The 25,221-nt window shown below is 59.4% G+C and carries 25 protein-coding genes; 4 read left to right on the top strand and 21 right to left on the bottom strand.

Annotated features, from left to right (window positions below):
- Positions 1-101: 101 nt before the first annotated feature.
- The 21 genes from BC443_RS02220 to fliD form a co-directional block, all read right to left on the bottom strand.
- Positions 102-800, bottom strand: a complete 699-nt coding sequence (locus tag BC443_RS02220) for an RNA polymerase sigma factor FliA (protein ID WP_071230207.1) — start codon at positions 798-800, stop codon at positions 102-104.
- 127 nt (positions 801-927) lie between these two features.
- Positions 928-1,389, bottom strand: coding sequence for a flagellar protein FlhE (locus tag BC443_RS02215; RefSeq protein WP_170835836.1), 462 nt, complete (start codon positions 1,387-1,389; stop codon positions 928-930).
- Positions 1,390-1,478: 89 nt separating this feature from the next.
- Entirely contained in the window at positions 1,479-3,566 is a 2,088-nt protein-coding gene (gene flhA, locus BC443_RS02210) for a flagellar biosynthesis protein FlhA (RefSeq protein ID WP_071230205.1), read from the bottom strand.
- Positions 3,563-4,726, bottom strand: a complete 1,164-nt coding sequence (gene flhB / locus BC443_RS02205) for a flagellar biosynthesis protein FlhB (protein WP_071230204.1) — start codon at positions 4,724-4,726, stop codon at positions 3,563-3,565. The genes flhA and flhB overlap by 4 nt, the downstream gene beginning before the upstream one ends.
- Positions 4,727-4,877: 151 nt before the next feature.
- Positions 4,878-5,546, bottom strand: coding sequence for a protein phosphatase CheZ (cheZ, locus tag BC443_RS02200; RefSeq protein WP_071230203.1), 669 nt, complete (start codon positions 5,544-5,546; stop codon positions 4,878-4,880).
- Positions 5,547-5,565: 19 nt separating this feature from the next.
- Positions 5,566-5,955 carry a chemotaxis response regulator CheY gene (gene cheY / locus BC443_RS02195; protein ID WP_071230202.1) on the bottom strand — a complete coding sequence of 130 codons (390 nt, stop codon included), beginning with the start codon at positions 5,953-5,955 and terminating at the stop codon, positions 5,566-5,568.
- A 76-nt stretch (positions 5,956-6,031) separates the two neighbouring features.
- Entirely contained in the window at positions 6,032-7,096 is a 1,065-nt protein-coding gene (locus tag BC443_RS02190; protein ID WP_083387160.1) for a chemotaxis response regulator protein-glutamate methylesterase, read from the bottom strand.
- Between the two features lie 11 nt (positions 7,097-7,107).
- Positions 7,108-8,004 carry a CheR family methyltransferase gene (locus tag BC443_RS02185; protein ID WP_071230201.1) on the bottom strand — a complete coding sequence of 299 codons (897 nt, stop codon included), beginning with the start codon at positions 8,002-8,004 and terminating at the stop codon, positions 7,108-7,110.
- A 14-nt stretch (positions 8,005-8,018) separates the two neighbouring features.
- Positions 8,019-10,193: a methyl-accepting chemotaxis protein gene (locus BC443_RS19190; RefSeq protein WP_071230200.1), complete on the bottom strand. Its 2,175-nt coding sequence runs from the start codon at positions 10,191-10,193 to the stop codon at positions 8,019-8,021.
- A gap of 128 nt (positions 10,194-10,321) precedes the next feature.
- Positions 10,322-11,956 carry a methyl-accepting chemotaxis protein gene (locus BC443_RS02175; protein WP_071230199.1) on the bottom strand — a complete coding sequence of 545 codons (1,635 nt, stop codon included), beginning with the start codon at positions 11,954-11,956 and terminating at the stop codon, positions 10,322-10,324.
- Between the two features lie 214 nt (positions 11,957-12,170).
- Entirely contained in the window at positions 12,171-12,671 is a 501-nt protein-coding gene (locus tag BC443_RS02170; protein WP_071230198.1) for a chemotaxis protein CheW, read from the bottom strand.
- The gene (gene cheA / locus BC443_RS02165) at positions 12,668-14,830 is read right to left on the bottom strand and encodes a chemotaxis protein CheA (protein WP_071230197.1); all 2,163 of its coding nucleotides are present in this window, start codon (positions 14,828-14,830) and stop codon (positions 12,668-12,670) included. Before cheA ends, BC443_RS02170 begins: the two co-directional genes overlap by 4 nt.
- 50 nt (positions 14,831-14,880) lie before the next feature.
- The gene (motB, locus tag BC443_RS02160) at positions 14,881-15,795 is read right to left on the bottom strand and encodes a flagellar motor protein MotB (protein ID WP_071230196.1); all 915 of its coding nucleotides are present in this window, start codon (positions 15,793-15,795) and stop codon (positions 14,881-14,883) included.
- Complete coding sequence (gene motA, locus BC443_RS02155; protein WP_071230195.1) at positions 15,792-16,679, bottom strand: flagellar motor stator protein MotA; 888 nt, start codon at positions 16,677-16,679, stop codon at positions 15,792-15,794. Before motA ends, motB begins: the two co-directional genes overlap by 4 nt.
- 204 nt (positions 16,680-16,883) lie before the next feature.
- Positions 16,884-17,474, bottom strand: coding sequence for a flagellar transcriptional regulator FlhC (gene flhC, locus BC443_RS02150; protein ID WP_071230194.1), 591 nt, complete (start codon positions 17,472-17,474; stop codon positions 16,884-16,886).
- Positions 17,475-17,477: 3 nt separating this feature from the next.
- Complete coding sequence (gene flhD / locus BC443_RS02145) at positions 17,478-17,810, bottom strand: flagellar transcriptional regulator FlhD (RefSeq protein WP_071230193.1); 333 nt, start codon at positions 17,808-17,810, stop codon at positions 17,478-17,480.
- A gap of 314 nt (positions 17,811-18,124) precedes the next feature.
- Complete coding sequence (locus BC443_RS02140; RefSeq protein WP_071230192.1) at positions 18,125-18,430, bottom strand: EscU/YscU/HrcU family type III secretion system export apparatus switch protein; 306 nt, start codon at positions 18,428-18,430, stop codon at positions 18,125-18,127.
- Complete coding sequence (locus BC443_RS18420) at positions 18,423-19,652, bottom strand: flagellar hook-length control protein FliK (protein WP_139284227.1); 1,230 nt, start codon at positions 19,650-19,652, stop codon at positions 18,423-18,425. The genes BC443_RS02140 and BC443_RS18420 overlap by 8 nt, the downstream gene beginning before the upstream one ends.
- The gene (gene fliT, locus BC443_RS02125) at positions 19,649-20,029 is read right to left on the bottom strand and encodes a flagellar protein FliT (RefSeq protein WP_071230189.1); all 381 of its coding nucleotides are present in this window, start codon (positions 20,027-20,029) and stop codon (positions 19,649-19,651) included. The genes BC443_RS18420 and fliT overlap by 4 nt, the downstream gene beginning before the upstream one ends.
- A gap of 4 nt (positions 20,030-20,033) precedes the next feature.
- Positions 20,034-20,444, bottom strand: a complete 411-nt coding sequence (fliS, locus tag BC443_RS02120; protein WP_071230188.1) for a flagellar export chaperone FliS — start codon at positions 20,442-20,444, stop codon at positions 20,034-20,036.
- A 15-nt stretch (positions 20,445-20,459) separates the two neighbouring features.
- Positions 20,460-21,866, bottom strand: a complete 1,407-nt coding sequence (gene fliD, locus BC443_RS02115; RefSeq protein ID WP_071230187.1) for a flagellar filament capping protein FliD — start codon at positions 21,864-21,866, stop codon at positions 20,460-20,462.
- A 236-nt stretch (positions 21,867-22,102) separates the two neighbouring features.
- On the opposite strand from fliD, the gene BC443_RS02110 reads away from it, so the two are divergent.
- From BC443_RS02110 to queC, 4 genes are all read left to right on the top strand, one after another.
- The gene (locus BC443_RS02110; protein ID WP_071230186.1) at positions 22,103-22,603 is read left to right on the top strand and encodes a hypothetical protein; all 501 of its coding nucleotides are present in this window, start codon (positions 22,103-22,105) and stop codon (positions 22,601-22,603) included.
- A gap of 71 nt (positions 22,604-22,674) precedes the next feature.
- Positions 22,675-23,298: a CBS domain-containing protein gene (locus tag BC443_RS02105; RefSeq protein WP_071230185.1), complete on the top strand. Its 624-nt coding sequence runs from the start codon at positions 22,675-22,677 to the stop codon at positions 23,296-23,298.
- A 6-nt stretch (positions 23,299-23,304) separates the two neighbouring features.
- Positions 23,305-24,363: an asparaginase gene (locus BC443_RS02100; RefSeq protein ID WP_071230184.1), complete on the top strand. Its 1,059-nt coding sequence runs from the start codon at positions 23,305-23,307 to the stop codon at positions 24,361-24,363.
- Positions 24,364-24,433: 70 nt separating this feature from the next.
- Positions 24,434-25,123: a 7-cyano-7-deazaguanine synthase QueC gene (queC, locus tag BC443_RS02095; protein ID WP_071230183.1), complete on the top strand. Its 690-nt coding sequence runs from the start codon at positions 24,434-24,436 to the stop codon at positions 25,121-25,123.
- Positions 25,124-25,221: the final 98 nt, after the last annotated feature.

Below are 25,221 nucleotides of genomic sequence, written 5' to 3'. Positions count from 1 at the left end.
GCGTGTTTGCGGGTGGGCAGAGATTCCGGCTTCGGCCGGGAGCCGGACGTCGATCAGGGAATCAGATGATCCGTGGCTCAGGCGATCAGTGATTCAGGCGTTCAGTGGTTCAGACGGCTTCGCAGACGCGTTACCGCCTGGCTGTGCAATTGGCAGACGCGGGATTCGCTGACGCCGAGCACGGCGCCGATTTCCTTCAGGTTGAGCTCTTCCTGGTAATAGAGCCCCAGTAACAGCTTTTCCCGTTCCGGCAAGGCATCGATCGCCGCCATCACTTTGGTACGGTTGTCCGCATCGAGCAGTGCCTCCAGCGGCGATGGCAGACTGCCTTCCGCGACCGTGGCGACGCCATTTTCGGTGTCGCTCTCGTCGTACGTCAGCAGAAAACCGTTGTTGGCATCGATCAGCAATTGATGATAGTCATCCCGGGATATGCCCATCTCCTGGGCGATCTCGCGTTCATCCGGCGCCCGCCCCAACTGCTGCTCTAGCCGGCGCACGGCCTGATCCAGCGCCCGGGCGTTTCGCCGCACGCTGCGCGGCATCCAGTCACGACTACGCAGCTCATCGATCATCGCGCCGCGAATGCGCTGATTGGCATAGGTCGAGAAGCTCGCGCCGTGTGAATTGTCGTAGCGCCCCATGGCGTCCAGCAGGCCCAGCATGCCGGCCTGAACGAGATCATCGAGTTCCACGCTGGCGGGTAGACGCACCTGGAGGGAGAGCGCGTGGCGTCTCACCATCGGCATGTACTGCTCAATCAATGCGTGCTGATCGATTTTGCCCTGTGCGGTATACATCGAATGGCCTCGTGCAAAACACCTTACGGTCATGGGGGCATGACCTATACCCATTATGCCGCGCGGACGCCAAGCCAAGGCGGCAAACTGCCTGTTTTCCAGTGGCTATTTCGGCTGTTTGTCAGCCTCACTGGCGATAGTCGACGATCAGTTGCCCGCCGGTGATCACCCGATCGCCACTGGCATGCTTTCCCGGTGGCCACAGGAAACGCAGCCGGAACGGAAGGGACGCGGCCCGCCCCGCAAAGCGCTGCGTTTCGCCTCGCGATCGAACCAGCGGTAGACAGAGCTGGCCATGGCAGAGCCAGGTCTTCAACGTCGGCGCGGGCGCATCGGTCTCGAATACCCAACGAACGGCCGCGATCTCGGCCTGCTCCGCCGATGACGGCAGCGTGATCGGCGCACTTTCCAGGGGTCGCTCCGACACCACGACCGTCTGGCGCGGCAGTTGGCCTACCCAGGTGCTCTGGGCCGCCGAAGCCGGCGCGATCGTACTTATGACGACCGTACCCATGGCAACCGTACCTATGACGACCGGCCGTCCCATGGCAATCGCCCCGCCTAGCATGCGAATGATCATTGCGCGCATTCTCGGCACCAGGGAAGACGTTCGCAGCAGCAACGCCACCGTCGACACCGCAGATAGCGCTCTCTTCCTCACCGGTCGAATACCGACCGTCATGACGACGGCGCCCCGATGGTCGTCGTGACTCGCAAGTTGCGATCGTCGGGAATTTCAGCCTGGGAAAGCACGACCAGAGACTTGATCTGGCGACGCAGGAAACGCGCCAGCAGCGCCCGCAGGCCGTGTTGAACGACCAGCACGGTCGGTTCGTCACGGTTCTGCTGTCTCTCCACCGCGGCGGCGGTCTGCTGCATCAGTGTTTCGGCCAGCCCCGGTTCGAGCGCCCCACCGTTGTTGAGCGCTTGCGCCAGGACCTGCTCCAGCCGCGGCTCCAGCCCCATCACATGCATCGGCTCGCGTCCCGGGAACCACTGCTGGGTGATCGCCCGGCCCAGCGCAACACGCACCAGCGCGGTCAATTCATTGGCATCCGACTGCTGCGGCGCGTACTCCGCCAGCACATCGAGAATCGTGTGCATGTCGCGGATCGGGACGTCTTCGGCAAGCAGGTTCTGCAGGATGCGTTGCAACGTCGTCAGCGCCAGCAGCTTGGGCACGACGTCTTCCACCAGCGACTTCTGCTGCTCCGCCACCTTGTCCAGAAGCTGCTGAACCTCGGCGCGTCCCAGCATGTCACCGGCGTTTTCATGCAGCAGATGATTGAGATGCGTGGCGATCACGGTGCTCGCGTCCACCACGGTATAGCCGTAGATCTGGGCCCGTTCCCGTTGCGCCGTATCGATCCAGTAGGCGGTCAGGCCAAATGCAGGGTCTTGGGTCTTGGTGCCGTCCAGCGTTCCGGAAACCTGGCCCGGGTCGATTGCCAGCCACTTGCCCGGAAATGCCTCTGCACGACCGACTTCCACGCCTTTCAGGGTGATCACGTAGGTGTTGGGGCTGAGTTCGAGATTGTCGCGAATATGGACGACCGACGGCAGGAAGCCGACATCCTGGGCGAACTTCTTGCGCACGCTCTTGATGCGTCCCAGCAGTTCTCCCTGCTGGCGCTGGTCTACCAGCGGGATCAGGCGGTGCCCCACTTCCAGGCCCAGGGTATCGACCAGTTGCACGTCGTCCCAGCTCGCCTCCGGCGTTTCCTGCACTGCCGGCGGTGCCTTTTCTTCCACCGCGCGCACGGCCTTGACCTGCTCGCGTCGGGACATCCACCAGCCCAGCGATCCCAGGATCACGGCAAACAGCAGGAAGACCACGTTCGGCATGCCAGGGATCAGACCGAGCAGCCCCATGACGCCAGCCGCGAGGAACATGACCCGCGGGTTGTTGAACAGCTGACTCAACAGCTGCTGCCCGACGTCCTGATCGGTATTGACGCGCGATACCGTGACGCCCGCCGCCGTCGATATCACCAGCGCCGGAATCTGGGCGACCAGGCCGTCGCCCACGGTCAGCAGGGTATAGGTCTTCACGGCTTCGCCGAATGGCAGGCCATGCTGCGCCACGCCGATCATCAACCCGCCGATCAGGTTGATCACCATGATCAGCAGGCCCGCCATGGCATCGCCGCGGACGAACTTGCTGGCACCGTCCATGGAGCCGTAGAACTCCGACTCCTGATTGATCTCGGTACGCCGCCTGCGAGCCTCTTCCTCGCCGATCAGACCGGCATTGAGGTCGGCATCGATCGCCATCTGCTTGCCGGGCATGGAATCCAGGGTGAAGCGCGCGCCCACCTCGGCGATTCGCCCGGCACCCTTGGTGATGACCATGAAGTTGATCACCACCAGAATCAGAAACACCACCAGGCCGACGGCGAAGTTGCCGCCGATCAGGAACTCGCCAAAGGCCTCGATCACCTTGCCCGCGGCATCGCCCCCCTCGTGCCCTTCCATCAGCACCACCCGGGTGGATGCCACGTTCAGCGACAGTCGCAGCAGCGTCGAGAACAGCAGAACCGCCGGGAACGCCGCGAAATCCAGCGGCTTTTCCGTGAACATGCTGACCAGCAGCACCATGATCGACAGTGCGATATTGAAGGTGAAGAAGAGGTCGAGCGCGAATGGCGGTAACGGCAGGATCATCATGCTCAGGATCATGATGATCAGTACAGGGCCCGCGAGCACCTTGTATTGCGTTTCTGCCGGCCATTTGCGCTGACCGAACCACTGGGTGAGCGCGTTCATTCACTCTCCTTGGATGAATCTGACGCCGCTTCGTCGAGCTCTGGCGGCACGGGCAGGTCGCGGGGGGTTGGCGGTATATCGCCACCGTCGGTTTCGACCTGTTTGAGACGGAATGCCCAGGCCAGGACTTCGGCAACCGCCGTATAGAGGTCGCCGGGAATCTCCTGTTCCAGATCGACGTGATGATACAGGGCGCGTGCCAGCGGCGGCGCCTCCAGCCTTGGTATGCGATTTTCGTCGCCCAGTTCCCTGATCCTGGCAGCGACGTGATCGGCCCCCTTGGCGACGACCCGAGGAGCGGACATGGAATCCTGCTGGTAGCTCAGCGCCACGGCATAGTGCGTCGGGTTGGTCACGATCACGTCGGCGGTCGGTACCTTGCTCATCATCCGCCGTCTCGCCATGGCCTGCTGCTGGGAACGTATGCGGCCCTTGACGTGCGGGTCGCCTTCGCTCTCCTTGTGTTCCTGGCGAATGTCCTCGCGGCTCATGCGCAGCTTCTTGCTGTGACTCCAGAGCTGATAGGGAACATCGATCAGGATAACCAGTATCAAAGAGGTCACGATGAGCGCACATCCCACGGCCGCCAATCGCATCGCCGTGGCCAGCGCCTGCTGGATCGGCATTTCCATGAGGCCAAGCAGCGTACCGTGCTGCGACCAAAGATACGCCACGCCGACGCCACCAACCAGCATCGACTTGGCGATGGCCTTTGCCAGTTCCGCCAACGCCTGCGTCGAGAACATGCGCTTCAAACCCTTGAGCGGGTTCAGCTTGCTCAGCTGGGGTTGAAGCGATTTCGCCGAGATCAGCCAGCCACCCAGCATCGTCGGCCCCAGGATCGCCGCGGTCGTGAACAACAGAAACAGAGGCAGCAACGCAACCAGCGTATGTTGCCCCAACACCCAGACGTGGCTCAACATCCGGGCGCTGTCGAATGCCAGGCCGTGATCGAAAAGGAAGGACTGCTCCATGACGAGGCTCAACTCGTCATAGAGATTATTGCCCATGACCCATAGACCCAGCACACCGCTGACCAGCAGCAGGAAGGTGGCGAGTTCACGTGACCGCGCGACCTGCCCCTCCTCTCGCGCTTTCTCGATTCGCCTGGGCGTCGCCGGTTCGGTCTTTTCCTGATCGCTGTCGTTCTGCTCGGCCAAGCGCGCACTCCGCCACGAAAGGGGATGAATACCTGGACGCTATTCTGCTTGGAGAGAAGGAATATCAAACGGAGAAATAGCAGGATGTACACCCTGCTATTTCGAGAGGCTGGACATTGTCGAAGGCCGGGACAGGCCCTCTCAGCCGGGATCAGAACCCGAGACTATCCAGCAGGTCGTCGACCTGATCCTGGCTGCTGACGACATCGGCAGCCTGCGGGTTGACCTGAGGGCCATTGAGTAGCGAGTCGGGTTGATCGGCCACGCGAGTGGTACGTTCGCGACGCTCGGTTCCCTCGGGCGCATTATCGATCAGCACCTGGAGCAGTTGCTGCTCGATCTCGTGGATCACGTCCATCATCTTCTTGATGACCTGGCCGGTGAGATCCTGAAAATCCTGCGCCATCATGATCTCGAGCAGTTGGGCGTTGGTGGCGCTGGTCTGCTGTGGCACGTTCTGCAGATAGGAGCGAGTGTCCTTGACCAGCGCCTTGGCCTCGTCGAGCGCCTTGGGTTCGGCAAACCACTCGTCCCAACGCTTGTCGAGCGCACTCGCTTCGCTCTCGAGTGCATTCTGCAGAGGCTGGGCATGATCAATGGCATTGAGTGCGCGTTCCGCCGCCTGTTCGGTCATCGACGCGACGTAGCTGAGCCGGTCACGAGCATCCGGAATCGCCTGTGCCGCCTTCTCTACCTCTTTATCGAGGCCCAGCTCACGCATGTTCTCGCGCAGCATGCGAGTCAGGTGGCCGATACGGCGAATCAGATCGTCGGAAGGCACGCTTTCCGCACCGCTGCCTTGAGGGGTGGCACCACTCATGATCTACCCTCCGTAGGCGTCACTTGCCCAGTTTTTCAAAAATTTTGTTGAGCTTTTCCTCGAGCGTCGCCGCCGTGAACGGTTTGACGACGTAGCCGTTGGCGCCGGCCTGAGCAGCCGCGATGATATTTTCCTTCTTGGCTTCGGCCGTCACCATCAGCACGGGGAGCGAGGAGAGCTTTGGGTCCTGACGGATTTCCTTGAGCATCTCCAGGCCATCGAGATTGGGCATGTTCCAGTCGGAAACCACGAATTCGAAGCCACCGGCTCGCAACTTGGTCAACGCTTCCTGCCCATCCTCGGCCTCTTCCACGTTTTCGAACCCGAGTTCCTTGAGCAGACTGCGGACGATCCGACGCATGGTCGGGAAGTCGTCCACTACCAGAATGCTCATGTTCTTGTCAGCCATCGTCTTTCCTCTTCACTTCATTAGGCGGGCATGTTGAAGTTATCGGCAGCATGCCTGCTCGCTTTAAACATCCTGTTTATACGCGCTGCGCGCGTCCGGCCAAGTGCATCTGCTGAACCAGGTGTCCTGCAATGTCATTCAGTGCAATGACCTCTGTGGCCCCGCCAAGCGCGATCGCTTCCTTGGGCATGCCGAACACCACGCAGCTCGCCTCGTCCTGCGCCACGGTATGGGCGCCTGCCTCGCGCATCTGGAGAAGCCCGGCGGCACCGTCACGCCCCATCCCGGTCAGGATGACACCCAGCGCATTACGGCCAGCGCAGGCGGCGGCGGACTGGAACAGCACATCGACCGAGGGCCGGTGGCGGTTGACGGGAGGTCCGTCATCGAGCGCAATCACGTAGTTCGCTCCCGAGCGGGTCAGGCGCATATGCCAGTCCCCCGGCGCGATATAGACATGCCCGGGCAGGACACGCTCACGGTCTTCGGCCTCCTTGACGGTGACCCGGCAAAGACGGTCGAGCCGCTCGGCAAAGGAACGCGTGAAGCCTCCCGGCATATGTTGCGTAATCAACACCGCGGGACTGTTCGCCGGCAATGGCTCGATGACCTGGCGAATGGCTTCGGTCCCCCCCGTCGAGGCGCCGATAATGATGATTTTCTCGCTCGAGAGCATCGGAGCCCTCAACACCTCACGCGGTGCAGCCGGCTTGGCCAGAGCGCCTTGGCGGCTTGGCCGGGCTTGCGCGGCAGCCCGGATCTTCTCGGCGATCATGCCGGCATATTCCAGCATGCCATCGCGGATCCCGACTTCCGGCTTGGCGACGAAATCGACGGCACCCAATTCCAATGCCCTCAGCGTGATTTCGGAGCCCCGCTGCGTCAGCGAGGAAACCATCAGCACCGGCATCGGACGCAAACGCATCAGACGCTCGAGAAAATCCAGCCCGTCCATGCGCGGCATTTCGACATCCAGAGTCAGGACGTCGGGATTGTGCTTCTTGATCAGGTCCCGCGCTACCAGCGGATCCGGCGCCGTGGCAACCACGGTCATGTCCGGCTGAGCATCGATGATCTTGGTCATCAAGTCGCGAATGAGCGCCGAATCATCGACGCAAAGTACTTTGATCTTCGGATTCACCGTTTCACTCCCTAGCGCGAGACGTCCGGCGTCGTTCGCGCCGACGGCGATGCCAACGTATAGATGGTCTGGCCTCTCAAGCGAAAAGCCTGACTCAGGAAGGAGAAATTCTCGGAGTGACCGGCAAACAGCAAGCCATCCGGTTTCATTTGGGACGCAAAACGACGCAGGATATTCGTCTGTGTCTCTCTATCGAAATAAATCATGACGTTGCGGCAAAAAATGATGTCGAACGGGCCATTGATGGACCATGTTCCCGTGACCAGATTGAGCGGCCGGTAATCGATCATGGCCGCCAGTTCGGGGCGCACTCGCGCCTTGCCGGCGCGGGCCCCGCTACCACGCTGAAAAAATTGCCGGCAACGGGCCTCACCGAGCTTCTCCACCACTTCCAGCGGATAGATACCGGCGCGAGCGACATTGAGCGCTTCGGTATCGATGTCCGTCGCCAGGATCTTGACCTGGGAGGCTGCGGCTCCCAGCGTCTCCCTCACTGTCATGGCCAGGGAATAAGGCTCTTCCCCGGTAGACGCACCGGCACACCAGATTTTGATGCCGGGCCCGCGCCGACGCACCTCTTCGGCCAATGCCGGGAAGTGATGGGCTTCACGGAAGAAAGCTGTCAGGTTCGTGGTCAAGGCGTTGGTAAAGGCTTCCCACTCCTTGGAATCTGACCGACGCTCGAGCCTGTCCAGATAATCGCTGAAACGATTCATGCCGTGCAGCCGCAGCCGTTTGGCCAGGCGGCTGTAGACCATTTCGCGCTTATTGTCCGCCATGACGATACCGGCACGGCGGTAGATCAGGTCTCGAACCCGCTCGAAATCGCGCGAGGTGAAATCGAGGTCTCGCGTGAAACCTGTGCCATTGTCACCGTTGCCACCCTGGGATCCGGGGCTCGAAAACATGGCTGCCTCGGTTTTCAAAATGCCTCCCACTCCTCATTGTCATCCGTCACCGCGCGACGATCGGCCTCTGGTTGCTTGGCCAGGGATTTCGCCGGCTTGGCTTTATGCTGCCGGTCGTCTGCATGCGCGTCGGAGGCAGAGTTTCCGATTCGAATCACGCGTTCGTCACCGCTACCCGCCAGGCGGAATACGTCAATGGACGTGGTCAGATGTTCGACGCTGGCCCGCAACTCGGCGGCCGTGGTTGCCGTGATTTGCACACGCTCGGCGTTCTGCTGGGTCACTTGATCCATTTGCGTGACCGCCTGGCTGATCTGCTGAATCCCGCTGGTCTGCTCTTCGGAGGCTGCGGAAATCTCGCTGATGATATCGTTGACGCGCGTCACGGCACTGATCACTTCCTCGATCGATCCTTCGGCCTGACGTACCAGGTCGGCACCGCGCCCCACTTCCTGGGTCGAACTCTCGATGAGATTGCGAATTTCCTTCGCGGCATCGGCGCTGCGGCTGGCGAGGTTGCGCACTTCGCCGGCCACCACGGCAAAACCACGCCCCTGTTCGCCGGCTCTCGCCGCCTCGACGGAGGCATTGAGTGCCAGGATATTGGTCTGGAACGCGATCGAGTCGATCACGCCGATAATATCGGCGACCTTGCGCGAGCTATCGGTAATACGATCCATGGTGCCAACGACCTGCCCCATCACCTCGCCGCTTCGGCGCACGGTGTCGGTCGCGCCGTCAGCCAGCTGACTGGCTTGGCGAGCATTGTCGGCATTCTGTTTCACGGTCGCCGTCATTTGCTCCATGCTGGTCGCGGTCTCCGCCAGTGAAGCGGCCTGCTGTTCGGTACGTGAGGAGAGATCTTCGTTACCGCTGGCGATATCCCGCGTGGCCGGGACCACAACCGCCACGTTCGAGTTGACGTCTCCCACGATCGTGCCCAGGCTCTGGCGCATGCGATTGAGTGCGCCGACCAGACGCCCCACCTCATCATCACCGCGTTGCTTCAACGTGGCACCCAGATTGCCCGAAGCGATCTGCAGTGAGAATTCCAGGGCTTCGCGAACCGGCTTCAGTGTCGCGCGTATCGTCGTCCACCCCACCGCAATCAGCAGGACGGCGCCTACTGCCAGCAACGAGATAAAGATGAGCATCGTGGTGCGCTGGGATTCGGCAGCGCTGATTGCCATCTCCGCCCCGCTCGCACGCTTCGCTTCCACCAGGACATTCAGATCACTGCTGATCTTATCGCTGTTGGCCTCCAGCACGTCGTTGTATGCCACGTAGGATTGATAGAAATCTCCCCCGTTGAGCGCCGCCATGACGCCTTTCAGACCATCCTCCCGGTAGCTCTGGAGATCGGCGGCAAAGGTTTCCGCCGCCGCCGTCTGATTGACGGGACGATCCTGATAGTAGGCATTCCAGGTATTGTTGAGCTCGGCGATGAGTGCATCGACCTGCTTGTTGACCGGTGCCAGGTCAGCCGCCATCGGATTGCTGACCGGCTTGTCGACCAAGTCTCGCCCTTTCGACATCAGCTGATCGATCTTCTGTAGTCGTGCCAGATCCTCCAGCCCGTCGTTGGTCAACTGCTGCAACCGCTGGCCACTTTCATGCAGCGCATACAGCGAAACGCCACCGCTACCCGCCAGCACGACCAACGCCAGCACCGTCATCGAAACCAGCCGCCCTTTCAGCGAACGCAAGTTGAGACGCCGGATCGCCGGGAGCACTCCTCGCGGCTTCAACTCGCCATGGTCGAGCTTGACGCCCCGTTTGCGCCCCGCCAGCAGCTGTGGATAGTGCTTTTCCGCCAGACGGCGCGATTTATCGGTGACCTTGACCCGCACCGAGGTGTAGCCCACGACCTTGCCCCCTTCGACGATGGGAGTAACGGTCGATTGAACCCAGTAATGCGACCCGTCCTTGCGACGATTCTTGATGACCCCAGACCAGTTCTCGCCCTTCTGCAGCGTTTCCCACAGGTTCGCGAAAGCTGCCGGAGGCATGTCCGGGTGACGAATGATGTTATGAGGTGCACCGATCAGCTCTTCCCGGGTAAATCCGCTGACCTTGATGAAAGCCGGATTGGCGTAAGTGATCCTGCCTTTCAGATCGGTTCGCGAGATCAGGTAATCCGATTCGTTTATGACGAATTCCTGGTCGGTGACAGGCTGGTTGTTTCGCATCACAGCATCCCTGGTGTTGTTATGCTCACTCGCAATCTGCCGAAAGACATGGGCAGATCAAACGTCGTCGTTGCGGATTGTTATCGGCCGATTGGAAATACTCTTGAGCCTTCCGCAGTGATACTTGCTCACACGAGTTGCTCAGCGTCATGACGCTCTCGGTCAGCGTTCGGTTGCCACTGCGTCAACCCTGTATTGCGGTCAATGTCGGTTGCCGCGACGCGATATTGCTCCAGCGTCGACTCGAGCTTTTGCGCTTGGCTCACCAATGACTGCGAGGCATTGGCCGTCTGCTGTACCAGAGCGGCATTCTGGCTGGTGACTTGATCGAGTTCCGTGATCGCCTGGTTGACCTGCTCGATCCCGCTGTGCTGTTCACGCGAGGCATTGGCGATTTCATCCATCAAACCGCTGACGCTGGTCACCGAGGAGACGATCTCCTCCATGGCGCGCCCTGCCTGCTCGACCAACGTGGCACCACCGTTCACCTGCTCGCTCGAGCTGGCAATCAAAGCCCGAATATCTCTGGACGCTTCTGCGCTACGACTGGCCAGATTGCGAACCTCTTCGGCAACGACGGCGAATCCGCGCCCGGCCGAACCGGCACGTGCGGCCTCCACGGAGGCATTCAATGCCAGGATGTTCGTCTGGAAGGCGATGTTGTCGATCATGTCGATGATTTCCGACATCTGACGTGAGCCATCCTGGATATGAGACATCGTGGTTTCGATCTCACGCATCATCTCGCCACCCTGCTGGGCCCGCTGACGTGTCTGCTCTGCGGCCTGGGTGACCGCTTCGGCGTTATCGGCATTGTGACGAACGGTCTGGGTCAGCTGCTCCATGCTGGAGGCCGTCTCGACGATGGCGGCGGATTGCTGGTCGGTGCGTACCGCCAGGTCCTGATTGCCGCTCGCGATCTGTCCGGCACCGACATTGACCCATTCGGCGCTGGCGCGAACATCGGCAAAGGTCCTGGACAGCCGTTGACGCATGCGCTCTATCGCGAACAGTAGACTGTCGGTATCCTTCGACTTGAGCACCAGCGCCTGGGAGAAATCCCCTTCGGCAATTTTCTGGATGCTGTTGCGGGCATGCCCCGGATCACCACCCAGCCGGCCAAGGACGTTGCGAATGATCCAGGCGACGATAAGAGAGAGCAGGCCACCGACCGCCGCGATGAGCGCCAGATAGACCACGGCCCCATCGATCAGCATGGCATCGATGTCGTCGATGTAGACGCCCGTGGCAATCTGCCAGTCCCATTGCGGCACGCGCATGGCATAGCTGAGCTTGTCGTACATGGCGTCGCCGTCGCTGCGACGCGAGGCGTAAGAGACGAGTCCGCCATCGGGTTGCTGGGCGGCAGCGAACATGTCCCGATAGAGATAGACACCATTGGGATCCTGATAATCCCGCATGCTATCGCCGACTGCGCGCCTCGGGTGCTGGACGATTTCCAGGTTGGAATCGAAAACGAAAATGTAGCCATCGGCGCCAAAACTGAGATGCGCCAGGGCATTGCGTGCAAGCTGCTTGGCATCCGCTTCGCTCAACGCACCATTTTCAGCTTGATCAACGTAATTATCGACCAGTTGCTTCGCGCTACCGATGAAGTACTGCAGGCTTTGAACACGCTGCTCCAGCAGGTTTTCCCGCATGGAATAGAGCGACCAACCCGCCACCAGGATCAAGCCGACCCACATCAACCCTAACGTGGTCCATAACTTCCGACGCATCGTCCATTCACGAAAACTCAGCATTGGCATCTCATCCGGATTGCTCGAAAATTTGCTTGATGGGCGCCCCGCTCGCTCCCGATGAAGCCGATTTCTCAGCGCGACAGAGACTTTATCGGCCCGCCGATGGATTAACTTTATCTTTATTAGACCAAAGCCTTAAAAAGCTGACGAATTTCCCTTGGATACAAAAACCGCAGCCGAGGCTGCGGTTGATAACGAGCTTTCTTGGCAAAAGTCAGGCACGTTCGGCCGTACGTTCGACCAGCTGCATTTCTTCGTGGGTCAGCAGCTTTTCGATATCGACCAGTACCAGCATGCGATCGTCCAGGCTGCCGATGCCGCTGAGATAATCCGACGATAGTGTGACACCGAACTCCGGCGCCGGCTTGATCTGATCCGGCGACAGACTCATCACATCCGAGACGCCATCCACGACGATGCCGACGATACGATCATCGACATTGACCACGATCACTACCGTCTGGCCGTCATATTCGACCTTGTCGAGATGGAACTTCAGTCGCAGATCGATAATGGGAACGATGACGCCACGCAGGTTGGTTACCCCCTTGATGAACTCGGGCACGTTGGCAATCCGGGTGACATTTTCGTAGCCGCGGATCTCCTGCACCTTGAGAATATCGACGGCATACTCCTCATCGCCGAGGGAGAAGACCAGATATTCACTGCTCACTGCATCAGCGATGTGGGCATCTGTGCTCGCTTGCGGACTCATACTCGCGATACCTCATGTAAGTGTTGGCGTTTCGCTTCATGTCGCTGTTGCGATTTGCGACGATCGAGGCGATGGAGATCGGCAATATCGAGAATCAGCGCAACGCTACCGTCGCCGAGAATGGTAGCGGCGGAAATTCCCGGCACCTTGCGATAGTTGGTTTCGAGGTTCTTGACCACGACCTGCTGCTGACCGATCAGATCATCGACCAGCAAGGCATAGCGGCGGCCCTCGCCCTGCACGATGACGGCAATGGCCTCGGTCAGTTCGGTCTTGGCGCCAACCACGTCCAGGGCATGGTGTAGCGCGATGATCGGCAGATACTCGTCGCGGACCTTGAGGAGCTGGTCGTCGCCCGCCATCGAGTAAACGTCGTCGGCTTGAGGCTGCAACGATTCGAGCACCGCATTGAGCGGCAGCAAGAACGTCTCCCGGCCGCAGCGAATGGACATGCCGTCCAGAATCGCCAGCGTCAGCGGCAGCACGATCCGCGTCGTCGTCCCTTCGCCGGGCTTGCTGAGAATCTCGACGTGCCCGCCCATCTCCTGGATGTTGCGCTTCACGACGTCCATACCGACGCCACGCCCGGAGACATCGCTGACCTGTTCGGCAGTCGAGAAACCTGGTGCAAAGATCAGTTGCCAGACCTCGTCGTCGCTCATGGTATCGCTGATCGCCAAGCCGTTGGATCTGGCCTTGGCCAGAATCTTGTCCCGGTTGAGCCCGGCACCATCGTCGATCACTTCGATCAGGATGTTGCCGCCTTGATGCTGGGCAGAAAGGGTAAGACGCCCGGTCTGCGACTTGCCGGCGGCTACCCGCTTCTCCCGCGACTCCAGCCCGTGATCCAGGCTGTTGCGCACCAGGTGGGTCAAGGGGTCGATGATGCGTTCGATCAGACTCTTGTCGAGCTCGGTGGATTTGCCTTCCGTCACCAGTTCGACATCCTTGTCCAGCTTGGCAGCCAGATCCCGAACCAGGCGTGGAAAGCGACTGAAAACGTAATCCATCGGCATCATGCGGATCGACATCACCGATTCCTGCAAGTCCCGGGCGTTGCGCTGCAACAGGTTCATCCCGTTGACCAGTGGCCCGTGAGAGACGATATCCAGATCGCTGGCCGTCTGTTCGAGCATTGACTGGGTAATGATCAGCTCACCGACCAGATTGATGATCTGGTCCACTTTATCGACCGGCACCCGGATCGTGCTGGACTCGCTGCCTTTGGCACTCTTGCCGCCAGACTTGCCGGCAGCACGAGCCGGAGCGGCTTGGCTCTTGGCTGGCTCAGGGCTGGTGGTCTGTTCGGGAATCGCTGGTGCTGCCGGTTCGCTTACCGGTGCTGACGCTTCCTCGGCTGGCTCGCGCTCTGCTGGCGCCGCCGAGGTCTTCAGGGCCTCCGTACCAGCGCCGGGAGAGGCGCTGCCGTCGACTTCGATCGACAGCTGCTCCGGCTCGATGATGAAGCAGAGAACGGCTTCGATATCGTCCTGGGATTCGGCGCTGTCCAGAGACACCTGATACCGCTGCGCATCCCCCGACTGCGAAACGATCGTGCCGAAATGCTGCAACTCTTCGACCAGCAGGGCACGATCCTTGTCGCTGACGCCCATCAACGCAATCGAGAGCCGTCGCTTTGCGTTCTCTGCGCCATCTCGAGTCGCCTGGTCATCGACGGACGACTGGGCTGTCTCGCCCCCCGGCGTCTGTGCCGGCGGTATCGGCTCGGCGACCGGTGTCGCTGATGCTTTGGTTCCTACTTGCTGCTGGCCCAACTCATCCAGCGCTATCTGCTGCAGAACACGTGAAATCCTTTCGAACGCCTCGGCATCAGGCTCTCCGCCATTACGGTAGGCATCCAATTGGTCATGAAGCATATCTTTGGTTTCCAGAAACGTGTCGACGATATCGCGCCGCAGACCGAGTTCGCCACGCCGGGTATGGTCCAGCAAGTTCTCGAGCAGGTGGGTCGTCTCCTGCAGGACGGTAAATCCGAAGGTACCTGCGCCGCCCTTGATGGAATGTGCAGCGCGAAAGATCGCGTTGAGATCCTCGACATCCGGATCGTCGACATCTAGATCCAGCAGCAGGCGCTCCATATCCGCCAGCAGCTCTTCGGCTTCTTCAAAGAAAGTCTCGTAAAAATCTGAAATATCCATGAGCACCTGCCATAGAAGCCCCGCAAAATAAGGGCATGAACGCGTTTGCGTCAGTCCGCTGAATCCTGCCCGGTCGCCGTCGCCCCACTCCCCTCGACGGGCACCGGTACGCTATCGGAAAGCGGCGCTTGCTCCTGCTGTTCGATTGCCTTGGCTGCCCGGTTGTCCAGCACCACGATGCTGATACGGCGATTGACGTCATCGCTGGGCAGGGTATTCGGGAGGGTGACGCGTGATCCCATGCCCGCGACTCTCAACAACTTGTCGGGAGAAAGTCCTGCGGCCACCAGTTCACGTCTCGAAGCATTGGCACGATCGGCGGAAAGTTCCCAATTGCTGTATCCCTTCTCCCCCCCGGCATAAGGGAGGTTATCAGTGTGACCACTGATACTGATCGGGTTGGGCATTTCGTTGAGCACCGGTGCGATCCGCCGGAGTATCTTCTGCATGTAGGGCTCCAGCCGATCACTACCGAGTTCGAACATCGGACGCTTGTCGCTGTCCACGATCTGTACTCGCAGCCCTTCCGGCGAGAAATCCATACGCAGCTGCGAGCGCAGCTCGCGAAGCTGAGGGTCATTCTGGATTACGCGTTCCAGACGATCGCGCAGAAAGCGCAAGTTACGCTGCTCATCGCTCGGGCGTGTCTGCTCATGAGGGCTCACACGGCGCACTTCACCCTCGGTCTTGGTCGGGTCTTTACCGCCACCCGGGATGGCACTGGTGCTCGCCGTCGTTTTGTCCCCACCCGTCAAGGCGACGGCCAACGGGGTACGGAAGTATTCGGCGATACTTTCGAGTTCGTGATCGTTAACGGTGGACAATATCCACAACACGAGGAACAGAGCCATCAGCGCCGTCATGAAATCGGCGTAGGCGATTTTCCATGAACCGCTGTGATACCCGGCTGCCCGGACGCGCTTGCGCTTGACGATGATGGGGCGCCGTTCACTACCGGCACTCATGAGTTATCCGTCCCCGTACTTCTCAAGGTTTGACCGCTCGAACGTACGTGCTCCTCGAGCTCGCTGAATGAAGGTCTAACTGCAGTAAACAGTGCCTTGCGACCGAATTCGACTGCCAATTGCGGCGCCATGCCGTTGAGGCTGGCCATCAGCGTCACGCGAATACACTGCAGCATCTTGGTCGCTTCAGTTACCTGAAGGTTGATGTGGTGAGCAATAGGCGTTACGAAGCCGTAAGCCAGCAGAATGCCAGCGAAGGTTCCCACGAGTGCCTGGGCGATCATTTGTCCCATTACGGCGGCGCCTTGATCGGCCGATCCGAGGGCATGAACGACGCCCATGACCGCTGCAACGATCCCGAAGGCCGGCAAGCCGTCACCAACGGCAGCGAGTGAATGCGACGGCAATTCTGCCTCATGCTGAAAGGTCTCGATTTCATGTTCCATCAACGCATCGATTTCGAACGGGTCCATGTTACCGCTGACCATCAGGCGCAGATAATCGGTCAGGAATGCCATGATCATGGGATCCGACAGAATCTTGGGGTAATCCGCAAAGATGGCGCTGTCCTGCGGCGAATCGACATCGCGCTCGATCGCCAGCATGCCATCTCGACGCGCCTTGGTCAGAAGCCGGTACTGAAGCGCCATCAGCTCCATGTACATCATCTTGTTGTAGCGCTTGGTGCGCTTGAGCTTCGAGAACGAACGCAGCGTTGCCTTGATCGCCTTACCGTTGTTGGCGCATACGAAAGCCCCAAGTGCAGCGCCGATGATCATGACGAACTCGGCAGGCTGCACCAAGGCACCAAGGTGCCCGCCGATGGCGACATAGCCACCGAACACACTACCCAAAACGATGATGTAGCCCAATAGAATCAGCACGGAAATGCTCCCGAATACAATGCGTGGCAAACCTGATAACTGTATCGGCAGCGGGACCTCTGCTCTTGAGGGTAGAAATATCAGAAAAGCGTGATTCGTCGACAACAGTGCGACGAATCCGACATCATGCTCATGCCTGGAATGGGAACCGCAAAGGCAAAAAAGGCGGGCCATGATGGCCCGCCTCGGGAAGACATTGTTTGACTAGACCGCTAGGCGACGAGCCAGCGGCACCTCCACGGGAATGAAGGTACGCCCTGCCGATTTAGCCACTTCTTTGGCCTTGCGCGTCTTGCCTGCGCGAGACGGCGGCTGACAGATACCACAGACATAATCGTGCACGGGACTATGCGCGTGTGCCACGAAGTCGCCGTGGCATCCCTTGCATCGGGATAACTGCAGCAGATCGCTCTCGAAAAAACGCACCAACGTCCAGGCACGCGTCAGACCCAGAGTCGGCTCCACGCCATCGAGTTCGACCTGTTCGAGATAAAGGCGGTAAGCCTTGACGAAGGCCGGCATCCGCTCGCACCCCAACTCTTCATTGAGGCGACGATAGATGTTGTAAAACAGCGACGAATGGATATTCGGCAACCAGGTGATGAACCAGTCAGCAGAGAACGGTAACATTCCCTTGGGCGGTGACATCCCCTTGACTTCCTTGTACAGCTTGATCAAACGGCCGCGACTCAGGTCGGTCTCTGTCTCGAGAACCTGCAAGCGGGCACCCAACTCGATCAATTCAATTGCCAGCTGGACCTGGAGCATTTCCGCAACGAGACTCTTATCTGCCATGACTCAGTTCCTCTGCTGAACAGAAGACCGGGCATGGCTCGCGCCCGCCATCAATAGCGAGGCATGAGTCTGCTCGAGCCCTTGCGCACGCGGATTGTGAATCAACAGATTCAGCTGGTCCGCATCGGTGAAGCGCAAGTTGCAAAGCAACTGGTTGCTACGCGACAGCTGAGTCAACTGCTTGATCGACAGCCTGCCAATGACATCCGCCAGATCCGCATTCAGATCCAGTCGAAACATGGCCGTCTCGCGATCTTCGTTCAGCAGGCGCTGAACCAGCAGAAGATAGGAAAGATTGAGATCCTGGATGTCATCCAGAAGACTATTCGAGTGCATGCTTGGATTCCCTGCGTATCGTCTTATTGGCACCCGTTGACCGGATGCTTCATCTGCCTGCAGCCATCGGCCACATCAGCTCTTTATGATGGAGCTAGTTTGCGACTTTTTGATGAAAAAAATCAAGCTCCGTAACCAAATTTGTATCGAAGTAACGGATTGATCTCGCATCGCAGAACATTTATTTATATAAACTATTGTTATTATTGGACAATATCAAAATCACACTACATGTAAGAACATGTACGTTACACAAGGCTTTGAAGCGAAGTGATACACTAGGATACTTCAGCGTTGAACCTTGCAGCCAGAAATCAACGTTCTTCGTCTGTTCTGGATACTATCGAGCGGTCGATCTGCCCGATCCACACCAGCAACTCTGCTATCACCTGATAGAGCGACTCGGGGATACGGGCGTCCAGGTCGACCTGCATCAGGAGAGCGACCAGTTCAGGAGACTCATGGACGAAGACCCCTTCCTGATTGGCGAGCTCGAGAATACGATCAGCCAGATTCCCGTAGCCTTTGGCAACCACCCGTGGCGCATCCGTGCGTTCGCCGCTATAAGCCAGAGCGACCGCACGTCGCCGAGAGTCGGACACACTATCGTCGTCACTCATGCTCCGATTCTCCTACTATCAGCTCCACGCTCATTCCCAGTGACGCCAACCGTTCGCGCATGGGTATCAACTCCTGACGGAGCTGAACCCGGGTTGTCTCCTCGGCAGGCTTGACCTCTACCTGCAGCGCGGCATTGCGACGCGTCACAAAGATGATATCGATAACGCCCAGCGATGGCAGACGAACCTGAACTTCGGCACGCCAGTCGCTGGCGCCCTCCTCTTGCTCCGACCGACCGGCAGAGTCGCCGGCGTCGTCAGGAATGCTCTCGCGCGGCAGCTCGGTCAGCATCATCGTCATGGACACGCCGGGCCAAAGCTGCCCTTCCCAGCGCAGATTGGGTGCCGCGATCAGTTCCAGCTGCTGCCGAACCAGTGCTTGCAGCGCATCCGATGAGGACTGCGATAACTGGTGGGCGCGCGTCATCGAAAGCGACGATGGATCCTCCGCCATGCCCTTCCCCGAGGACGCCCACTCCCCGGCAGTACCGCTCCGCGCGGCAGACGGCAAGCTTCGGTCGGAAACCATGGAAGCTGCGGGAACATCGCCCCCACGGCCCATGCTCGATGACGAGGCGGACTGGGTGCTCGAATTCGCCCCGGTCATCGTCCCGGACGAAGCGCCGGGCCGAGGCGCTGCTCGACCATCGCTTGCGGCAAAGGGGAAGCCGTAACTTGTCAGCAAATACGTTGGCGTGAACGGTCGAAAGGTCAGACTCAGCCAGGCCTGGGGCTCACGCATCAATGATGCACGAGGGTATTGACCGGACATCCAGCGCAACAGATGCGACTCATAGAAAACGCCGCTTTCCCGCACGCTCTGTGAAAGCGCCGCCGCCAGCACGTCGGGCTTCTCTATCGGATGAGCCATGAGCGCCAATAATGGCCGAATCGAGGGGGATTGAGTCGCAGGAAAGCGCGAGAGGATATCGGCAATCTCGGTCGCGGTATGGCTCAAGTGCAACTGCGCCGAGGGGACTTTCGCCAGCCCAGGGGCTACTGGTAGCTGAGAGACACCTTCACGCCCTGCGCCAGAGGGCATGGCGGAAACTCTTTCCCCGCCCTGCTGATGCAATCTCGAGTCGCTACGCGCCGGCTGGATGGCATCCGTCGATGCCGTCGCTGAAACCGGCAATGGCTGATCCTTGACAACCGGCGTATCGACCCGTCTGCCGAGAACTTGATGCAGCAGGGTGTCGATTAGCGGCGTGATGCCGCTCACGGCCGTTCATCGGTTGGCACCGCGCGCAGGCGCGAAGCAATGCTGCCTCGTCCCGCCTGATACGCCTGCCCTAGCGCCTGCTGCCGCCGCGAGCTGCCGATAAGATGGCTCAGCTCTTCCCGGCGGGACTCCAGCATGCGACGAGTCTCGGCATCCTGCTCCAGAATCCGCTCGAGCAGATCGCGCTTCTGCTCACGCTCCGAGCCATTCAACGACTGCTCGCGATCCAGAGATTTCACACGCTGCAAAGACACCAGATAGCCCGCCTCGCATTGAACGAGCGCGTCCCATTGCTGCTCCCGCGCCAGACCCAGCATCTGGGTCGACACTTCCAGCAACTGATGATACTGGTCGATCACCGGCGAGCCTGACGTCATGTGATCATGCTCCTCCAGCCAACTCGGCCGACGAATGCCGAAGCTCGCGCCAGCCGGAACCGATATCGTCGAGCAATGCCGCCGCCTGGTCCAGCTTGGCGATATCGTCACGCAGATTGGCCTGCAACAGCAGTCGTGCAATGTAATCGTAGAGTTGACCGAGATTGGCAGCAATATCCCCACCGCGCTCATGGTCCAGCGCTGCCGCCAGACCGCTATTGACGATATCTATCGCCTTGGAGATAGCCGCTCCCTTGGCTGCACGATTGCCATCCTGCATATGCAGACGAGCGCTGTTGATGGCCGCTTGCGCACCATCGAAGAGCATGACGATCAACTGGTGAGGATCTGCGGACATGACCGCCGACTCGACCCCGACCCTGGCATACGCACCGGCACCACGCCTGATATTCATCATTTTATCGCCCTATCACTGATTGGTTTGTGCGCTAAGGGCATCGAATTGCTGAGTCAAGTAACTGCTGGTCGAATTCATCTGTGCCACCAGCGAATCCAGGCTGGCAAATTGCGTTCGGTAACGTTCGACCGTGGCGTCAATCGACTCCTGCATCCGCGTATATCGATCATCCAGACGACTGAGCGTGGTATCGATACCGTCGGTGGCAGTCTGCAGCAGGCCCCCGTCATCGAGAATCGAGCCCATTGTCTCGTCGATATTGGCGACCAGACCATTCTTGCCATCGGCACCGGAGAAGAACTGGCTGACGCCATCAGTGTCGTTCGTAATGGCATCGCTGAGCTTGTCGTCGTCGATTTTCAGCGTGCCGTCCAACTGCCGCTCGATCCCGAGATCCGACAGCATCGAGAACGTACCGTCGCTATCGCTATAGCTGAGAACGCTGCGCAATCGGGATTCGATACTGCGCATGGTCGAATTACCCAGCAGCGTCCCAGCGGTATCCGACTCGGAATCGTAGGAGGTCAGATTGTCGGCGGTGCTCTGAAAACTGTTGTAAGCATCGACGAAGGCTTTGACGGCCTTCGTCATCGAAGCCGTATCCTTGGATACGCTGAGCGTCTCTGCGCTTTCCGTGGTCGAGGTCAGATTGAACGTCACGCCCTGAAGGGCATCTTCGACCGTATTGGACTGACTGGTGATATCGATGCCGTTGACTTGAAGCTTCGCATCCTGAGCCGCTACGGACTGTGTCATTGAAGCGCCCACAATAGAGGACTTCAAGTTCCCGTTCTCATCGGCGCTGGTCGTCGTGGTGAACCCAAATGCCTGGTCCAACGCATCGTCGGCGACAGCCGACTTAACCGACATGACGGAGTCAGTACCCGTTTCACCTGACGAAAGCACCAAGCGAGAAGCCGTTCCGTCGTTGATGATCGTGGCGCTCACCCCACCCTTTTTAGCATTGATCGCATCGCGGAGATCCGCCAGGGTGTCGCCATCCGCCACTTCTACGTTGAAGGTATCTTTTCCAACGCTAAAAGTCAGCGTGCCAGACATTTCCAGAGAGTCTTCGAGCCCGTAGCCCTTCGATACTACCGACTGGGACTGCGCTAGCTGCGAAACACTGACCTGATAGCGACCCGCGACCGCATCACCGGTAGTACTGGCCGTCACGGCATCGCCGGTCATCGAATTCTTGACCGCGGTAAACGTCTCGGGATCGCTCAACTTGGTTGCCGCGTCGCGCAACGCGGTCAACGAGCTTTCTAGCGTACCGAAGGCCGACAGCCTGGTCTTGTAACTCTGCTGCTGCGAGACGATCGGCGTGAGCTTTTCCTGCTCTGCGCTTTCCAGGTCATCGAGCAACCCGCTCAGATCCAGTCCGGAACCGATACCTAGTGACGATATGGAAGCCATATAACCTCTCTTTGCCTGGCGCAATTTGTAACACGCCGATCACGACAGCAGGCGCCGATTTAGGCGCACTTTAGTATGTTGATTTCCTGATCGGCCGATGATCCGTAAACTTTAGCGCTGGCTGATCTTCTTTTTTCGCTCCGCCGGTGTGGGGAAAGGCGAACCGTGGGTGGTCAGGTAGCCGCCATTTAAGCGATCATAGGCCACCGAACTATTCGCCACTATCCGGAGACAACATGGACGCGAACTCCCTGCATGCCAATTATCGCCTATGGCAGCGTTTTCAGCGCCAGGAACAACTGGGGCGCGAACACCAGGCGGCACTGCGCAAGCTGGCGGATACCGGTGCGATGGCGTCCCGTGTTACCGAAGCCTATCGCAGCATGGCGGATCGCGCCGCGAAAGAGGGAGCGAGCTATCGCACGGTGTTCCAGCGCCAACGTGACAACGGCGACAATTTCGCCTGCGAAGGCTGGCTGTTCGTGCGTCGCGTGCTGGCCGAAGGTGGCACGACGCGAGTTCGCGCCACACTTTTCGAAACCTTCACCCTGGAAGACGGCGATATCACGCCCTCCGCGGAGAGCCCCAAAAAGGTCACGCTGGACATTTACGACGAACTCCTGGTCCAGAAGACCATGAAACTGGGTTGCCGTATCGATCGTCAGGACGACGAACGCGATACTCGTTTCATCACTTTCCTGGACAGCGTGCGCGGCGATCTACGTCAGTATCTGTAACGCTTCAATCCAGTTTCGGACCTGACCTCCCAATCTCGATTTCAACATTTTGGCTTGCTGGAGATTTCTCGATGGCCAACACACTTCACCCTTCAAAGGTCCATTTTTCGGCGTTGACCCTGGAAAACCTGGATGGTGTCAGCGGCATTGTACAGCCGGCAACCCAGACGCAATCCGTGACGCTGGAAAGTTCCGCCACCATGCTGGTCACAGATTTCAGCGTCAGTCATCCGTATACCCTGCCTACCGGGAGCTCTATTGCGCAAGCGCTGGAAACGATGAAGCAGGCCGGGGTACGCCTGCTGATGCTGGTTAATGCTAGCGGCAATTTCACCGGCGTGGTCAATGCCCGCGAACTGATTGGCGGGCGTCGCATCACACTGGCGATGCAGAAACACCAGATCGGCCGGGACGAAGTCACCGCAGAGATGATCCAGACCCCGCGCAGCGAGCTGCATTCGCTCTCGTATGCCAAGATCTCCCATGCCAGCGTCGGCGATCTGGTCGAAACGCTGAAGTCTTCGGGCGATCAGCACGTGTTGATTACCGAGCCGGACGGCAGCGGCGGCAGCAGGATTCGCGGCATCATCTCGGCCTCCAATATCAGCCGAGCATTGGGCGTCGACCTGAACCACCCGCCGGAAGCACGTACCTTCTCGTCGATCTGTCAGGTCATCCTGGGCCACGATCTCTAGACAGCCATGTGCCTCACAGCTAACGACCAAGCCCCTCTCCCTATTCTGGTGATTTACACCGGCGGCACCATCGGCATGCGCGACAGCGACCGCGGCCTGGTGGCCGCCGGTAACTTCGGTTCCCGCATGGCGGCAGCGCTGTCGACACTGCCGCCCGACCGACAGGGCAAGCTGCCCCGGTATGCAGTCTGGGAAACACCACGCCCGATCGACTCCAGCAGTGCCACGCCAGCCGACTGGGCTGCGCTGGCACTGCTGATCACCGAGCGATATCAGGATTATGCCGGGTTCGTGGTGCTTCACGGCACCGATACTCTCGCCTGGTGTGCGTCCAGTCTGGCATTTCAGCTTCAGGGCTTGTCCAAACCGGTCATCGTCACGGGTTCGCAGAAGCCACTGGGTATCGAGGGCAGCGACGCACTCGACAATCTGGAAGCCTCGTTGATGTTCGCGGCACAAACCGACTTGCGAGAAGTCTGCGTGAGTTTCGCAAATCGCCTGATGCGAGGGTGCCGGACACGAAAATGGTACACTCAGGACGCTCAGGGCTTCGAAAGCCCCAATTGGCCGCTATTGGGCGAAATAGTGGATCACGCCCCGGTCATTTACGCTGCACGCTGCAGTGACATTCAGGGTGCTCCTCGTTTCGAACTGGCCACCGGCCCGACGCCGGTGGTCGTTCGCCTGACCTTGTGGCCAGGCATTCGTGCTCAGGACGTGGACCGATGGCTGGATGACGACCGCATCCGGGGCGTCGTGATCGAGTGCTGGGGCAGCGGCAATCTGCCGGAAGACGAAGCACTACTCGGTGTTCTGGCCCGCGCCAGCGCGGAAGGCAAGGTGCTGGTCGCCATCAGCCAATGCCCCTTCGGCGGCGTCCATCTCGGCACCTACGCCGCTGGTCGAATACTCGAGGAAATCGGCATTCTGTCCGGCGATGACATGACGCCGGAAGCAGCCCACTGCAAGCTCATTCATCTGCTCGCCCAGGGATCGTCACAAGAGACGCTGAGACAACGCTTTCTAACCCCCCTGGTCGGCGAAAGAGGCGCCTTCGCGACGTGATCGTACGCCGCGTCGGCCGTCCTTCCATCACTTCAAGTTCCAGACAGCTTGCTTGTTATAGGTTGACAGCATGACATCCTCGACTTCCCAGACTACGTCCAGACCGGCCGTCGTGATCTATTCCGGCGGCATGGACTCCTACACGGTCTTGCATAGAGCGTTGCGCGAGGGCCATGACGTCCATGCGCTATCGTTTCACTATGGTCAGCGCCATGCTCGCGAGCTCGATGTCGCTCGCCAGGTATGCAGCGATTTGGGTGTCTCGCACCGAATCGTCGATATCCGTGCCATTCATCAGTTGATCGGCAATTCGGCGCTGACCGACAGCGATCGAGCCATGCCCAAGGCTGACTACGCCGAGGACAATCTGGCCGATACCGTGGTCCCCAATCGCAACATGATCCTGTTGTCTCTGGCGATCGGTCATGCCGTCAATATCGGGGCACCGATCTGTTTCTATGGCGCCCATGGCGGCGATCACGTCCTTTATCCCGACTGTCGCCCGGCTTTCGTCGAACGCATGAACGATGTGGCCGCCATCGCCAACTTCGAGGCCGTCAGGATCGAAGCCCCATATTTGCATAGCGATAAAGCGCAGATTCTTGCCGACGGGATCGAGATGGGCCTGGATTACGCCCAAACCTGGACCTGCTACCTGGGCGAAGCCACCGCTTGCGGCGAATGCGGCAGCTGTCGAGAGCGGCTCGCTGCGTTTGCCAGCCAGGGAAAGACGGACCCACTGCCGTATGCCAAACGCTGATATCCGAATCTCACGACAATCTCGCGACGAGACCTGATGCCAGGCAAGACCTGGCGCCAAAGGTAACGCCTAGAATGTCGTCGACATCCAGTGCGTCG

The sequence above is a fragment of the Salinicola sp. MIT1003 genome (assembly GCF_001858555.1).
GTDB classification, from domain to species: Bacteria; Pseudomonadota; Gammaproteobacteria; order Pseudomonadales; family Halomonadaceae; genus Salinicola; species Salinicola salarius.
Note: the sequence above shows the minus strand (reverse complement) of the source record. Positions and strands in the feature narration are given on the sequence as shown.

What these genes read in the sequence shown, in the direction of transcription:
- fliS (WP_071230188.1), bottom strand. Translation starts at nt 20,444, where the DNA reads ATGAATATCAGGCGTGGTGCCGGTGCGTATGCCAGGGTCGGGGTCGAG.
- BC443_RS02185 (WP_071230201.1), bottom strand. Translation starts at nt 8,004, where the DNA reads ATGTTTTCGAGCCCCGGATCCCAGGGTGGCAACGGTGACAATGGCACA.
- flhA (WP_071230205.1), bottom strand. Translation starts at nt 3,566, where the DNA reads ATGAACGCGCTCACCCAGTGGTTCGGTCAGCGCAAATGGCCGGCAGAA.
- cheA (WP_071230197.1), bottom strand. Translation starts at nt 14,830, where the DNA reads ATGGATATTTCAGATTTTTACGAGACTTTCTTTGAAGAAGCCGAAGAG.
- BC443_RS02110 (WP_071230186.1), top strand. Translation starts at nt 22,103, where the DNA reads ATGGACGCGAACTCCCTGCATGCCAATTATCGCCTATGGCAGCGTTTT.
- fliT (WP_071230189.1), bottom strand. Translation starts at nt 20,029, where the DNA reads ATGACGTCAGGCTCGCCGGTGATCGACCAGTATCATCAGTTGCTGGAA.
- BC443_RS02220 (WP_071230207.1), bottom strand. Translation starts at nt 800, where the DNA reads ATGTATACCGCACAGGGCAAAATCGATCAGCACGCATTGATTGAGCAG.
- BC443_RS02170 (WP_071230198.1), bottom strand. Translation starts at nt 12,671, where the DNA reads ATGAGTCCGCAAGCGAGCACAGATGCCCACATCGCTGATGCAGTGAGC.
- fliD (WP_071230187.1), bottom strand. Translation starts at nt 21,866, where the DNA reads ATGGCTTCCATATCGTCACTAGGTATCGGTTCCGGACTGGATCTGAGC.
- flhC (WP_071230194.1), bottom strand. Translation starts at nt 17,474, where the DNA reads ATGGCAGATAAGAGTCTCGTTGCGGAAATGCTCCAGGTCCAGCTGGCA.
- BC443_RS02105 (WP_071230185.1), top strand. Translation starts at nt 22,675, where the DNA reads ATGGCCAACACACTTCACCCTTCAAAGGTCCATTTTTCGGCGTTGACC.
- BC443_RS02215 (WP_170835836.1), bottom strand. Translation starts at nt 1,389, where the DNA reads ATGCGCGCAATGATCATTCGCATGCTAGGCGGGGCGATTGCCATGGGA.
- queC (WP_071230183.1), top strand. Translation starts at nt 24,434, where the DNA reads ATGACATCCTCGACTTCCCAGACTACGTCCAGACCGGCCGTCGTGATC.
- flhD (WP_071230193.1), bottom strand. Translation starts at nt 17,810, where the DNA reads ATGCACTCGAATAGTCTTCTGGATGACATCCAGGATCTCAATCTTTCC.
- BC443_RS02175 (WP_071230199.1), bottom strand. Translation starts at nt 11,956, where the DNA reads ATGCTGAGTTTTCGTGAATGGACGATGCGTCGGAAGTTATGGACCACG.
- cheY (WP_071230202.1), bottom strand. Translation starts at nt 5,955, where the DNA reads ATGGCTGACAAGAACATGAGCATTCTGGTAGTGGACGACTTCCCGACC.
- BC443_RS19190 (WP_071230200.1), bottom strand. Translation starts at nt 10,193, where the DNA reads ATGCGAAACAACCAGCCTGTCACCGACCAGGAATTCGTCATAAACGAA.
- BC443_RS02140 (WP_071230192.1), bottom strand. Translation starts at nt 18,430, where the DNA reads ATGAGTGACGACGATAGTGTGTCCGACTCTCGGCGACGTGCGGTCGCT.
- BC443_RS02100 (WP_071230184.1), top strand. Translation starts at nt 23,305, where the DNA reads ATGTGCCTCACAGCTAACGACCAAGCCCCTCTCCCTATTCTGGTGATT.
- cheZ (WP_071230203.1), bottom strand. Translation starts at nt 5,546, where the DNA reads ATGAGTGGTGCCACCCCTCAAGGCAGCGGTGCGGAAAGCGTGCCTTCC.
- motB (WP_071230196.1), bottom strand. Translation starts at nt 15,795, where the DNA reads ATGAGTGCCGGTAGTGAACGGCGCCCCATCATCGTCAAGCGCAAGCGC.